The organism is Bathymodiolus japonicus methanotrophic gill symbiont (assembly GCF_019721995.1).
In the GTDB taxonomy this organism is placed as follows: Bacteria; Pseudomonadota; Gammaproteobacteria; order Methylococcales; family Methylomonadaceae; genus Methyloprofundus.
Window position 1 is genome coordinate 38,768 of the sequence record NZ_BLYC01000007.1, and the last position, 12,890, is coordinate 51,657.

Consider the following 12,890-nt stretch of genomic DNA (forward strand, 5'->3'; position numbering starts at 1 on the left):
TCATGCTACAAAACCTTAATATCATTGACCTTGCTATCGTCAAATCACTCGATTTAAACCTGGAAAAAGGCCTATCAGTACTCACCGGTGAGACAGGCGCAGGCAAGTCTATTTTGCTCACCGCCCTGGGGTTGGCCTTAGGGGATCGCGCAGATGCAAGCTATGTACGCCCTGACTGCGAGCGTGCAGAAATTAACCTAAGCTTTGATTTATCTGATGCACCAGCCGCCCAGGCCTGGCTGGAAGAAAATGAATTTGATGCCGATGAACAATGCCTCATTCGACGCACTATACGTCAGGATGGTCGCTCCAAAGCTTATATTAATGGCCGACCGACTACCTTACAGGCGCTAAAGCTACTCAGCTCCCAATTGGTAGAAATTCACGGCCAGCATGCGCATCTGACTTTATTAGATAGTGATGAGCAGCGTAAGTTTCTGGATGGCTATGCAAAAAATACTGACTTGCTGGAAAAATCTAACCAGGCCTATCTGCAATGGCGTAGTAACCATATAGAACTGGAAGGCTTAATTAAATCCTCAACCGATCTCAGCAACCAGGAGGATTTATATCGTTATCAGCTAAACGAACTGGAACAGCTTGATTTAACGCACTATGATTACCCTGCCCTATCAACCGAACATACTAAACTGGCGAACCTGGAGCAGATATTAAAAGTAGGACAAACTCAGTTGGACCTACTGTCTGAAAATGAACATCAATCAGCTAACCAGATGGTTAGTCAGAGTATTAGCGCCTTAACGGACCTCAGTTTGTTAGCGAGTGAATTTGAAGAGCCCAATAAATTATTAATTGAAGCGCAGATTCAAATCCATGAAGCTACGCAGCAATTGCGTCATTTCCTGGAAGCCCAGGAAATTGATCCGCTACGACTACAGGAACTGGAAGATCAGATTGGTATTATTCAAGCCTTATCCCGTAAACACCATGTAGACCCTGAAGAGCTACCTGATATTGCCGAAAAACTCAGTCAGGAACTCGCTAATTTAAGCCATAGTAGCGAGCGTATAGATGAACTGAAACACCTGGTAGAGCAAAACCAGCAGGATTACTTTGCGTTTGCACAAGCTTTGCATCAGCAACGCGTTAAAGCAGGTAAAGATCTATCGAACCTTATCTCGACGATGATTCATGAGCTGGGTATGCCGCAGGGAAAATTCAGTATTAGTATATCGGCACAGGAAATCAGCCAGCCCAGGATTAACGGTAATGATAAAATTGAATTTTTAGTCAGTGCTAACCCCGGGCTTCCACTACGACCTTTGGCCAAAGTAGCGTCAGGGGGAGAATTATCCAGAATTAGCTTAGCCATTCAGGTCAGTACTAGTCATGACAAAGATGTTCCAACCATGATCTTTGATGAAGTGGATTCTGGAATTGGCGGGGGAATCGCAGAGATTGTCGGACAAAAACTACGCACTTTAGGTAAAAGTACGCAGGTTTTATGTGTAACCCATCTACCGCAAGTTGCTGCACAGGCGCATCAGCATTTATTTGTATTTAAAACCAGCGATGCAGTTATGACCACCTCACAGGTTAAGACATTATCCACCGAACAGCGCATAGAAGAAACTGCACGTATGCTGGGTGGCGTTAATATCACTGATTCAACATTGACCCATGCTAAAGAAATGCTAATGACAGGGATGGCAGGTAACTAATAGCTGAAAACCAGTTTTCTGCTCGCAACGTATCCCATTCATACCCAAAACTTTTATCAGGAAGCCCTGGTTAAAAATAAGATCAGGCGCAAACCTGGAAAAACCCTTTAAACATTGAATTTTAGTGCAAGCAGTAAAGCACAACATGTACAGCATCATTTTATCGGAACGCGCCTTGTAGAAATACGGGGCGAACCACATATGTCCCTATTATTTCCTTTATCCTGCTTTTCTCCTTAAACCAACTTAAGGGTAACGCTGCCAATGTCATTAAGTTAAGCACTAAAACATTGATTTATTCAGCAATTATCAATGAGAGTTTCTCCAACAAATTTCCAATGTTGTAGCAAGATTATGCAAATGGCGATCTCGTGTCCAAAGAAAAGTATTTGCTGTCAATAATTTCGAATACAACAGCTTTAGTTAATGCAGAATTTTGGATTGATGGGTAGATATTCTATTAAAATACATCCATCAATCCAAAGTTGCCGAAGTACTTGCGCTTAGTCACTAGAAAAAAGCCAAAGTTTTTTACTCCTGCATATTTAATATATCTACGCCACCTACCAGCCCATCAATGGTTTTTTACCCTGCTTGGCAATTTCTACATTGTCTTCCCAGACAGCTAACCCTGTTGCCAGATCTGTCAGCGCCATATGGAAGAAAAAATAAGATTCGCGCATTCTTCCCTGTGAACTGGTCTGTTGTACAATTTCACCTGAAAAACTCATATCCGGTGCAATTGCCGTGCCGCGTTTTTGTACTGTGGATTGATTGAACATATCATCTTCTTCCAGCCTGCGCACCTGCTTGCTGGCCATATCATCTGGCCCATTGCCTCCAACAGCGGTCGTCGTCAGTACTTTTCCAGAGCGTAGTAATGCCTGCCTGATTTTATCGGTCAATATGCGGGTATTGATATGTTGCATGGTGGAATTTTTTACCGTGCTGATCATTAATATGCTTTTACGTCCATCTGAGCGATTAAGCACACCTGATGCCAGTAGGGAATTAATGCCCTTTTCAGCTGCAATCTGCCAGTCTTTAAAGTCAACTTCATCGACCGTAACCAGGCCCTCATTACCGGTCGCATCTATGCGCTTTACAGAGGGACCACAGGCTGTCAGTAACAATGCTGTGCTGGTAATTCCGATCAGTGATATGATTTTTGTATTCATTTAAATGTCCTGTTTTTGCAATCTTTAAGTTTAACCTCGAGCAGCATCATTTTCTCTAATGCTCAAAGTAAAGTCCTTACATCTGGGGTTTGGAGAAACCGCATTCAGCCGGACAGTATCGCCAGGAATAACGGTCTTAGGTATCCAGGTACTGGCAGCAGTTTCAACTTCCATGCCATCTATATCCAGCCAGGTAAAACGGTAGGCAATTTGGTACGGATTATCGCCCATAAACCAGGATGCCAGTTGCGTCCAGAATCCGGTTCTTACATTTCGTGCAGTGACCTGAACTTTTAGCAAGCCGTCCGGCAGTTCTTTTTTATCCACTCGAACAATCTCCAGGCGGTTTTTAAGAAAGGCATCGGTTGATACTTTAGACGTATCCACTGCAGCAACCTGCATGCTCTTTTGCTCATTTTCAACGGTATTTGCAGTGGCCTGGCATGCTAAAAGCAACAGGCGCGCCATGCTACCTCACGAAATTCCGGGACTCCTGTCGCCATAATTCGTTCACCTACGCAGCGGATGGGAGATGCCCTGAACGCCCTGCGTCCGCAACGACTACGCACAAAAGCCGCTTCGTCATTACTACCTCACTGGCTGGACGGCTATTCGGAATGCAATTCTTGCTCCTCTCGCGTGCTGCTAGCACACGTCGAATCAGCGAATTGCCCTGTCGCCTATCAGGGACTAAAAATCAACACTTCGCTAAGCTCCGTTTCCATGATTTTCAGCGGAGGCAGCTTAGGGTAGTAATATAAATTTTTTTCATAGTGAGTCCTTGTTTTAAAATGAATCTTATTGTAATTCGACTAATTTATAAATCAGTTTATTCGCAGATAAAGCCCGAATATAGACGATAGCGATATTCGTGTCTTTTTCTATTGCAAGCTCTTTGCCTCCCCCACTCGCACCTATCGGGCTGATTTTTAATACTCCGTCCTTAGGCAAAGGTACATGAGCGATCTGCACTTCTTTGGGTAAGGTTTCCCAGCCTCGGGTATCGGCGGTATTAAACATAAACTTATAAATCCCCGTCAGTGCATAGGCACCAATCTCGGCGCCACTGTTCCCAGATTGTCTGGCAGCATGAACTATTGCATAACTCTCCAGCTCTTTAGTCAAGGTTGAAACCACTAGCCGAGTGATCATTGATGGTAATTTATCATGATATTCCTGCGACATAATTGCATCAAAATCTGAAACCACTTCAGTGCGCACCGATTGCTGCTGATTATTATATCTGTATTCGACATCCAGCCCCGGTAATAAAGTCGGGAAATATTCGTAGCGGGGAAATGCTATGCCTGTATAACCGACATAAGGTAGCACTATTTGAAATTTTTCCTGTTTAAGCGCTGGTGCACGGCCATTAAATAAAACCACAAAAACTATTTTTTTATTCAGCGGGTATTGATAAGGTGCTACACCTGCCAATTGCGTTGGAACTCTACTACCTATACGCTTCGCTGCGGTAACATAGTCTCTTTGAATCAATCTGTTATCTGGATTCATTTTATACAGATTACGAAAGTCGACTAGGGCCTCACTGTAATTATTTTCCATTAAATAACCTATAGCAGAAAAATAACTGACAAAAGGGTTTGCCAGGCTGCCATAGAGCTTATTAGCTTTGTTCGCTGAAGTTGTATAGGCTTTATTAACCTCTGGGATTTTGACTATGGCTCCGAAAGGTATCGTGGTATTTTGATTACCGAGAGAGCGACTTTGTTGCTGGTTTTTTCGGTTTTTCGCATCTATTTCTTTCTGACTAGTATGAATTTCATCAGCAAATTTCCTAACCACCTGCTTTTGCGCTGCACGCATCCTGCGTAATTCGACCTGCGCACCTACCAGCTCATTCAGGGAAAAATAATTCAGTGCTTTATAGGCATTCAGCATCACTCTATCCAGGTACATACCCTGATAGGGTAATGCATTTGGATTGGTCAGCGCAGAACCAACCTCTGAACCGGCTGCTCGCGCATTAATCACGGCTCGTTGATCAAAGTCCTTAAGCAGTGTTTCAGCTTCCTCAAACTTGCGCAGGCTGGTTTGATACTCACTCGCGCTGTAATTGGCGGTGCCGGCTTCTAAGTTCCACATTAATGCATCACCGGTATCGCTTCTATCCTCGCTTTTTTCAGTTAAATCTTTTGCTGCACGTGTTACATTCCCCGAATAATAGACATCCATATACGGCTTTTTCTGCTTGTTGGCATCAATAATAGAAGAACAACCTGCCATCAAGCTATTGATACAAACCAACAGTAATATACCTGTTAGTTTTTTATAAAGAGTTTTTTCCACTGAAGTTTCCCAATAACTGAAGTTTCCCATATCCCTTCCTGATTATCCCTAACCCTCAGCCATATTCAAACACGCACATCATTCCTGCATGTTGTTAGCAGGAATCAATAGACCTAAGCAATAGATTCCCGATAAAAGGCTTAGAGAATGACGCAGCCGAGTATTCATAAGGTACTGATATTAAATACTTTTATCATGATCGCTGAGCATTGTACCTTAATATACTTCGCGCAGTCACGGATGCGGAAAATATAGTGAGCTGATTTTTGTCGAGAGCAAGGCGATGAAACTAGCACATAGCTGGCTACGTAACGGTTTCAGCAACATAGCTATTGGCAAAAACTCAGCCGCTAGAAATCCACAGTCGTGACCGTGCGAAGTATAAGTACCCATTAAGCTTAAGCTATTAGTTGCATTTGATACCAGTTCGTTACCACCCGGGAGTCACTCTAGGATACGCTGCATCGTTCTCTCTAATCTCTGTCTGCAGTAACCTGCAGATATCCCCGTAATGAATGCGTCCTGCACCAGAGATTATTTTGGCCTTGCTGAATTTACCTTCTACCGATGTTACTTCGATAATCCCCACTTGCTCTTCGTAACCACCTAATGCTTCTCCTGTATCTGCATCAATGATTGCTTCGCCTTGACTGACGACTTTACATTGCTTACCTACTTCCAGGCCAACACCTTTACCCCGGTTTAAAACAACTCCGGTGCTGGATACTTTAATGACTTTAATCGGATAAATGCCAGCAAGAATTGCATTACCAACCTCTGTTGCCGCTTTGGTAAACAGCAGATCGCTATAATCAGCAACCGTCCAGTAGCGTCGCTCAGATGAAGGAATTTCCCGACGTATTTGGTCAAATCTTATTTTCTGAATCACCTGATCAGCTAATACGATCTTTCCTGTACTGCTTTGAATGATCTGAAATTGGCTTTTAAATGTTGCCACTAACCTTGGCAATGTTTCACCAGTGATAGTGATATTTTGCCTTACCGCACTGACTTCCAGTCTGTTGATGACTCCGGTAACAAGATAATCCGCAACCAGCAGTTTGCCCATAAGTTCAATTTGCCCGGGTTCTGCCCAGTAGGATTCAGTCAGGCGGTTCTCTGCCATAACTTTGTTGATCTGGGTACGGGTCAGCATATTAAATTTTCGGGATTTTTCCAGAAACTGAATAAGCTGATTAGAAAATTCTCGTTCTGCCAAAGTACGTGTAATTTCCACCTCACCAATATGCGTGGTATCAACAACCGGACTGAGTTGAAACGGTAATACAGCCATTGTTGGCTGCTTGGCTGGTGCACCATAGGCTAGCGGTACAAACAATAAAGCTATCAGTAAAAAGATATTTTTTTGCATAATGTTTCCCTTATAAATTGCTGTTAAATTATACTGTATCCATGGCTGCATTTCTTAGAAGGTCCGCAGGAACTCCCTCATTCCATGCAACTCTTACGCCTGTCTGCCATTGCCTATGCTCTGATCAGTTACCTGCTTACCCTGGTTTCTACTGACGGCTTCAGCGCTCTGCTTCAGGTCTTGACGGAACTTATTATTACCATTGCCTTTGCCTGGCTAATGCTGAGTATCACAAAAAAGCAGGTACGTTTTATACAAACCACCAGTACCTTGCTGGGTGCCGATGCACTGATCAGCGCGTTTGCTATTCCTGTGCTCACTGCACTGCATCAATACGCAAGTAATATGCCAGCTATTTATACCATGCTGGCGCTTATGTTATGGAACTGGTTGGTTACTGCGCATATTATTCGCCATGCATTAGACAAGTCGTTTTCATTTGCATTAGGTATCGCATTCTTATATGTGTTCAGCGCGTCACAAATTATGGGGCTATTATTTCCCATCTGAAGTTTCCCAATTATTGAGTAGCTGAAACTCGATGTTCAAGTTTTTGATATTGAGAAGGTAAAATCAGGTATTCTGAGGTTGTTGTAATTTTATCGGTGTAATCCCATGTTAATGAATGCCCCAGCCACCTTTATCCAAAGCTATATTGACGATTTAAATGATGCGCTCAATCAGCTAAAACCCGGAGCCGCTTTGACACGGATTCAAGCCGCTTGGTTGGGCACTTGTTTAACGTGCATACTGCTAATGAACTCTGTTTGCTGGGCTAAGTTTGAGCGAGCAAGCCTTGGAGATTGCAAAGTAGCCGCATTATCCTGGGTGTTTCGTAAAGCAAGTATACCCTGGGACTGGTTGCTACGGTTGAGTGTGGTCTTAATTTTAAAACGTTATGGCATTACTGAAGGTGTGTTGGCCTTTGATGAATCAGACCGAGCACGATCTAAGTCTACAAAACGTATTTATAAGGTTTACAAGCAGAAACACAAAGGCTCCCGCGGGTATGTTAATGGACAAACGATAGTATTATTGCTGCTAGTTACCTCATCCATTACAGTGCCTGTCGGTTTTTTCTTTTATATGCCGGGTCCAGCCTTAAAGCAGTGGGATAAAGAAGATAAACGGTTGAAAAAGAGCGGTATAGCAAAAAAAGATCGGCCTATTAAGCCTGAACGTGACAGTGCCTACCCGACCAAAACAGAGATTGCATTAGGCTTATTAAAAGAGTTTAAAGTTGCGCATAGCCTGATTAAAATTAAAGGCGTACTGGCTGATGCGCTGTATGGTGAAAAAGCCTTTATGGACGAAGCCGCTAAAGAATCTGGAGGCTCGCAGGTGATTAGCCAATTACGTAAAAACCAAAATATTGAATATAGAGGTAGAATAAGGTCAGTCGAGAGCTACTTTAATTCGATTAACAAAGGCATTGATCAGATAATACGTGTACGTGGCGGCAAAGAGATTAAAGTGACTGTCAGCAGTGCACGATTAAAGGTGAGTTCTCACAGTAAAAAGCGCTTTGTCATTGCCTTAAAATATGACGGTGAAAACGACTATCGCTATTTAGTGGCGACAGACCTGACTTGGCGCACACAAGATATTATTCAAGCCTATACGTTGAGATGGCTGATTGAGGTTTTCTTTGAGGACTGGAAGCTTTATGAAGGATGGGGGCGTGAGGCCAAACAATTAGATGAAGAGGGATCAAGCCGTGGCCTGATTCTGAGTCTTTTGTTTGACCATTGCCTTCTCCTTCACCCAGAGCAAATAGCCCGCATTGAAAGCAAACTACCTGCGTATACCGTAGGAAGCTTACAGCGCAAGTCTCAAATGGATGTACTGCTTGAGTTCATCACGTCATTGCTAGAGTTTCCAGATCCTGGTGATAAGCTGAAAGAGTTAGGTGAATTAATAAAGGATGTGTTTCAACTGATGCCATCAGGAAAACATATGATTGGCAGAGATTTAGGGCGCTTAGGGCCAACAGCATCATTAAAGTATTGTTCTGCTGGGGAAGGTAAGAGTTTGATGGCAATGGGATGGAAAAACTTGAACATCGAGTGAAATACACAATGCTGGTGTATCGAGGTTTATTTTAGGTGGTTTTGCCATGTTTATCATCAGTGTTCCCATTGAAAGAAGAAGTACCTAAACAAAGCAGCCTATAACCTACCTGAAGGTAGCACCACTCGAATATTTCCATCTTTTTGATTTTAATCACTTATAACAGCAAATAGACACTCTGTAGGCACCGTAAAAAAACAACAAATAATTTCAAATAAAGCTTGCAATTGCCGAAAAAATTTTTCTAAAAATTTCCGTTTTAATCACCTCATAAACGGATATCACCCATGCTTAAAGACCTACCACTCTCTGAACATATTCACCAACACTGCAATGAAAGTATGGAACGTGCCCTGTTAGCAGAGCGTCATCCTTTGTGGGCTCGTTCATGCCCAGAGTTGAAGGATATCGACTTTATTCGCCTTGGGTTATTACGCTGTATCAGTGTAGTCGATAGTGGTCGCCATTTCCTCCAAACCAATGAACAGATTTATGGCCAGCTGCTTCCCCACTCAACGTATTTTAAATCACTGAAGTCGCATAGACGAACAAGTATGCTTGAGGCATTTGAACAGCAGAGCTACCATCTTCACTCTGAAACACTGCTATCGCAAGGCATTGATTATCTTAAAGCATTCCCAGAACTTGACGAATACACCATAGAAGCAGCGGATGGACATTTTATTGATCATGCCTGCCATACTGAAAAAAACAGCAAGGGGAAAGTTTATGCGGCCGGGGGGATTTACGCGTTGAATCTCAGAAGTGGGTTGCTCAGATTTCTTTGTCTGGTGACAAACGGAACTCAGAGGCATCAAGAAATACCTGTGTTACGAGATCATATTGAAAAGCAAAACAAGGGAAATAACAGCTCTCAGAAACATCTCTATGTCTACGATAAAGCCGTCACCGACTTTGTCTGGTGGGATCGGCAGAAACGACATGCTAATTACATGATTTCAATGCTAAAAGAAAATTCAATTGCGACTCTGGTTGAGTCTATCCCTTTTGACTCCCGCCATGAGATCAATACAGGGGTTGAAGCATACAGTGTGTACGAAAACAAGGGCATCAAATTTAACGTGGTGGATTACCGTGATCCAGAAACCGGAAAACTTCACCGGTTTGTGACAACCTTGCCAATGACTATTAACCCTGGAACCATTGCCATGCTGTATTTCAAGCGATGGACGATTGAAAAGACATTCAATAACACTAAAAGTAATTTCAAGGAAACTAAAGCTTGGTCTTCCAATACCCGCTCACTTGAAAATCAAATGCGCCTGACTGCAATGAGCTATAATTTAATGCGCGTATTTGAAGAGATTTCAAAAACACAACAGCCAGAATTGATTCATCCATCGGATAAAAAATATAGCGAGGCTCTGGAGATAAGGCAGCAACAGGCCCAAAAACGAGATCGTTTTGTGAATCCATTATTTTTCCAGGCAAGAATATCTCGTATCAGCTCGTATACCATTCGGGCAGTTCAAAACGCAATAATAACAGGAATGTCTTTACAGTGCTTTATGAGCTCTCTTGTGGCGAGGTTAGTTTCACGGCCTCAATTGATAGGGGAACACTGATGATGTTTATAGCAAACCCCTACTTAATTCCCCTTAGGCAATAGCATTTGAAACGAATGAAAAGACTGTTTTTTTCATATAGTTGTAGCATAGTTTCAATTTTACCATAAATAATTATTGGGAAACTTCAGCTTCCCATCAACCCGGCATCTTAAGTTCTCAATATTAAAAATCCAGGTTAATTAGCTAGACAGCTTATGCACTTAGCTGTAAAAAATGTTAAATTAACATTAAGCAATTATTAAAGGTGAGAAAAATGAATAACTATCAGCATATTTTATTAGCTGTCGATTTTTCTGAACATGGTGACTTCGTCGCGCAAAAAGCACGTTACCTGGCGGGTAAATATCAGGCAAAACTGAGTATTATTCATATCGTTGATAACCTTCCCATCACCGATGCGGCCTATGGTCCGGTTATTCCTTTCGATATTGATTTAAACGAAGAATTAATGAATGCCGCTAAAAAACGCCTGGCCGAACTGGGGAAACAATTGTCTGTCCCCGAAGATAGACAGCTCCTGGAAATGGGCAGTGCAAAACTGGAAATCGTGGCCACCGCCGAAGAGCAGCATGTCGATCTGATTGTTCTCGGCTCACATGGTCGGCACGGGCTTGCGCTATTATTAGGCTCAACTGCAAATGGCGTGCTACATCATGCAAAATGTGATGTGCTGGCAGTACGCTTAAAGGATGATTAAGCCATGCAACATCTTATTTTAGGCGGCGCCCGTTCTGGTAAAAGCCATTATGCCGAACAGCTCGCAGAGGCAAGTAATAAACAAGTTATCTACATTGCAACGGGTACGGCGGGTGATGATGAAATGCAGGAGCGCATCAACAAACACCAGTCTGAACGCCACCGATACTGGGAGACTATAGAAGAACCTATGCTGATTGCAGATATAATAAAGAAATATGCCAGCAGCAATAATTACCTTCTTGTCGATTGCCTGACCTTATGGCTAAGCAATATTCTGTTTGATGCTCAGGGGCATTATCAGGAAGATGTTTTTCTCCAGCAAAAGCAGGCGCTACTGGACATCTTGCCCGATTGTCACACTGATATTGCCCTAGTCAGTAATGAAGTGGGTTCGGGGGTTGTACCTATGGACAAGATGACGCGCCGCTTTGTTGATGAAGCAGGAAGATTACATCAACAGCTGGCAAAAATCTGCTCGCATGTCACTTTAGTGACCGCTGGGTTGCCTCTGGCGCTAAAACACTAACAATGGACTGGCTCAAGCACCCTATTCCCAAACCTGATCAAAACTACCAGCAAGCCGCGATCAAGCGACAGCAGCAACTAACAAAACCCTCCCGATCCCTGGGCGATCTGGAACAACTATCGATCAAACTTGCAACGCTACAGGCCACTAATACGCCCAGTGTTGATAACATCTGGATCAGCATATTTGCTGCTGATCATGGAATTGCTGAGACAGGTGTGTCAGCATTTCCCCAGACGGTTACTGCGGAAATGGTAAAAAACTTTGTCCATGGCGGCGCTGCAATCAATGTTCTGGCAAAGCAACACCAGGCGCATCTGGAAATTATCGATGTCGGCGTTGCCAGTTCATTAATTGATTTAGATATTATTCATCAAAAAGTCGCCTTTGGCACGGCTAACTTCCTGACTCAGCCCGCCATGCCTGAAAAGCAGTTAGCACTGGCATTACAGGCTGGCAAAGATGCTGTAAGCAGAGCGCTTGTCAAACATAGCCAATTGTTTATCGCGGGTGAAATGGGTATAGCTAATACCAGTAGCGCGGCTGCCATTGCCTGTCACTTACTAGAGATGAATGCCCGGCAATTAACTGGCGCAGGTACAGGGCTGGACTCTTCCGGCATACGGCACAAAGCCAGTATCATCCAGCAAGCACTGGATAAACATAAGAAAACAATCACAACACCATTCGCAGCTTTACAATACCTCGGCGGTTTTGAAATAGCCGCCTTAACAGCCGCTTATCTGACTGCTGCACAGCATCAGTTACCCGTATTGGTTGATGGCTTTATCTGTAGTGTTGCGGCATTACTCGCTACACGCATCAATGCCGATATAAAACCCTGGCTAATATATGCGCACCAATCTCAAGAACAGGGGCATTCTGTAATACTTAAAGCCCTGGATGCCAAACCCTTATTAAGTCTAAATATGCGCCTGGGTGAAGCCAGCGGTGCAGCGGTTGCAATTCCCTTATTACGCTCAGCCTGTGCTTTACACAATCAAATGGCAACATTTGCACAGGCACAGGTTTCAGAGAGTTAATCACTTAGGCTTTGATAAAAAATACCATCATGCAGAATCCAGCCATCTTCATGCTTCCCTGCTGGGTCATAGTGCGTCCAGTGGATTACACCACCCTTCTCATTCCATTCATATTCACCATAAAACTCAATATGATCGCCTAAAAACAAAGAATTTATTCTTGGCGCTAAATCAATATTGTGCGCGATCAGCAAAGTTTGTCCAGATGCTAACTCTATAATAAATCGCTGATGGCGTGACCCTTGAAGATCATCAGCCAAAATAACCAGCACTATACCCACACCACGCACTTGCACATCATTTGTACCACTTGCATACAATTCCGCTAATATATCATCATAGTCTGGTTCAAGTTCGATAAAGTCAGTAACCGAAGTTTCCCAATAATTATTTATGGTAAAATTGAAACTATGCTACAACT

Annotated in this window: 14 protein-coding genes; 8 read left to right on the top strand and 6 right to left on the bottom strand. The window is 43.1% G+C overall.

Annotation, left to right across the window (positions count from 1 at the left end):
• The first annotated feature begins 2 nt into the window (after positions 1–2).
• Positions 3–1,682, top strand: coding sequence for a DNA repair protein RecN (gene recN, locus K6984_RS11415; protein ID WP_221895652.1), 1,680 nt, complete (start codon positions 3–5; stop codon positions 1,680–1,682).
• 563 nt (positions 1,683–2,245) lie between these two features.
• On the opposite strand, the gene lpoB is transcribed toward recN, so the two are convergent.
• From lpoB to K6984_RS33260, 3 genes are read right to left on the bottom strand one after another with little or no spacing between them, the layout of a single operon-like run.
• Positions 2,246–2,860 (bottom strand): penicillin-binding protein activator LpoB, encoded by a 615-nt coding sequence (lpoB, locus tag K6984_RS11420; protein ID WP_221895653.1) that lies wholly within the window; start codon positions 2,858–2,860, stop codon positions 2,246–2,248.
• Positions 2,861–2,890: 30 nt separating this feature from the next.
• On the bottom strand, positions 2,891–3,328 hold the full coding sequence (locus K6984_RS11425) for a DUF1425 domain-containing protein (protein WP_221895654.1): 438 nt from the start codon (positions 3,326–3,328) through the stop codon (positions 2,891–2,893).
• Positions 3,307–3,429: a hypothetical protein gene (locus K6984_RS33260; protein ID WP_263458722.1), complete on the bottom strand. Its 123-nt coding sequence runs from the start codon at positions 3,427–3,429 to the stop codon at positions 3,307–3,309. Before K6984_RS33260 ends, K6984_RS11425 begins: the two co-directional genes overlap by 22 nt.
• Here K6984_RS33260 and K6984_RS11430 point away from each other — a divergent pair.
• Complete coding sequence (locus tag K6984_RS11430) at positions 3,386–3,613, top strand: hypothetical protein (RefSeq protein WP_221895655.1); 228 nt, start codon at positions 3,386–3,388, stop codon at positions 3,611–3,613. The genes K6984_RS33260 and K6984_RS11430 overlap by 44 nt on opposite strands.
• Positions 3,614–3,658: 45 nt before the next feature.
• Here K6984_RS11430 and K6984_RS11435 read toward each other — a convergent pair whose 3' ends face one another.
• Complete coding sequence (locus tag K6984_RS11435; protein ID WP_221895656.1) at positions 3,659–5,200, bottom strand: COG3014 family protein; 1,542 nt, start codon at positions 5,198–5,200, stop codon at positions 3,659–3,661.
• 400 nt (positions 5,201–5,600) lie between these two features.
• Entirely contained in the window at positions 5,601–6,542 is a 942-nt protein-coding gene (locus K6984_RS11440) for a CsgG/HfaB family protein (protein ID WP_221895657.1), read from the bottom strand.
• A gap of 84 nt (positions 6,543–6,626) precedes the next feature.
• On the opposite strand from K6984_RS11440, the gene K6984_RS11445 reads away from it, so the two are divergent.
• The 6 genes from K6984_RS11445 (at position 6,627) to cobT (ending at position 12,469) form a co-directional block, all read left to right on the top strand.
• Positions 6,627–7,052 (top strand): hypothetical protein, encoded by a 426-nt coding sequence (locus K6984_RS11445; RefSeq protein WP_221895658.1) that lies wholly within the window; start codon positions 6,627–6,629, stop codon positions 7,050–7,052.
• A gap of 105 nt (positions 7,053–7,157) precedes the next feature.
• Positions 7,158–8,612 carry a transposase gene (locus tag K6984_RS11450; RefSeq protein ID WP_230988026.1) on the top strand — a complete coding sequence of 485 codons (1,455 nt, stop codon included), beginning with the start codon at positions 7,158–7,160 and terminating at the stop codon, positions 8,610–8,612.
• Between the two features lie 287 nt (positions 8,613–8,899).
• Positions 8,900–10,198, top strand: coding sequence for a transposase (locus K6984_RS11455; RefSeq protein ID WP_221894003.1), 1,299 nt, complete (start codon positions 8,900–8,902; stop codon positions 10,196–10,198).
• A 256-nt stretch (positions 10,199–10,454) separates the two neighbouring features.
• Positions 10,455–10,898, top strand: coding sequence for a universal stress protein (locus K6984_RS11460; RefSeq protein ID WP_221895659.1), 444 nt, complete (start codon positions 10,455–10,457; stop codon positions 10,896–10,898).
• Positions 10,899–10,901: 3 nt separating this feature from the next.
• Positions 10,902–11,426: a bifunctional adenosylcobinamide kinase/adenosylcobinamide-phosphate guanylyltransferase gene (gene cobU, locus K6984_RS11465; protein ID WP_221895660.1), complete on the top strand. Its 525-nt coding sequence runs from the start codon at positions 10,902–10,904 to the stop codon at positions 11,424–11,426.
• A gap of 2 nt (positions 11,427–11,428) precedes the next feature.
• Positions 11,429–12,469, top strand: a complete 1,041-nt coding sequence (gene cobT, locus K6984_RS11470; RefSeq protein WP_221895661.1) for a nicotinate-nucleotide--dimethylbenzimidazole phosphoribosyltransferase — start codon at positions 11,429–11,431, stop codon at positions 12,467–12,469.
• On the opposite strand, the gene K6984_RS11475 is transcribed toward cobT, so the two are convergent.
• The gene (locus tag K6984_RS11475; protein ID WP_221895796.1) at positions 12,466–12,864 is read right to left on the bottom strand and encodes a DUF3465 domain-containing protein; all 399 of its coding nucleotides are present in this window, start codon (positions 12,862–12,864) and stop codon (positions 12,466–12,468) included. The two genes, cobT and K6984_RS11475, sit on opposite strands and share 4 nt — an antisense overlap.
• Positions 12,865–12,890: the final 26 nt, after the last annotated feature.

Coding starts and splice junctions, on each gene's coding strand:
- recN (WP_221895652.1), top strand. CDS start 3: ATGCTACAAAACCTTAATATCATTGACCTTGCTATCGTCAAATCACTC.
- lpoB (WP_221895653.1), bottom strand. CDS start 2,860: ATGAATACAAAAATCATATCACTGATCGGAATTACCAGCACAGCATTG.
- K6984_RS11425 (WP_221895654.1), bottom strand. CDS start 3,328: ATGGCGCGCCTGTTGCTTTTAGCATGCCAGGCCACTGCAAATACCGTT.
- K6984_RS11430 (WP_221895655.1), top strand. CDS start 3,386: ATGGGAGATGCCCTGAACGCCCTGCGTCCGCAACGACTACGCACAAAA.
- K6984_RS11435 (WP_221895656.1), bottom strand. CDS start 5,200: ATGGGAAACTTCAGTTATTGGGAAACTTCAGTGGAAAAAACTCTTTAT.
- K6984_RS11440 (WP_221895657.1), bottom strand. CDS start 6,542: ATGCAAAAAAATATCTTTTTACTGATAGCTTTATTGTTTGTACCGCTA.
- K6984_RS11445 (WP_221895658.1), top strand. CDS start 6,627: ATGCAACTCTTACGCCTGTCTGCCATTGCCTATGCTCTGATCAGTTAC.
- K6984_RS11450 (WP_230988026.1), top strand. CDS start 7,158: ATGTTAATGAATGCCCCAGCCACCTTTATCCAAAGCTATATTGACGAT.
- K6984_RS11455 (WP_221894003.1), top strand. CDS start 8,900: ATGCTTAAAGACCTACCACTCTCTGAACATATTCACCAACACTGCAAT.
- K6984_RS11460 (WP_221895659.1), top strand. CDS start 10,455: ATGAATAACTATCAGCATATTTTATTAGCTGTCGATTTTTCTGAACAT.
- cobU (WP_221895660.1), top strand. CDS start 10,902: ATGCAACATCTTATTTTAGGCGGCGCCCGTTCTGGTAAAAGCCATTAT.
- cobT (WP_221895661.1), top strand. CDS start 11,429: ATGGACTGGCTCAAGCACCCTATTCCCAAACCTGATCAAAACTACCAG.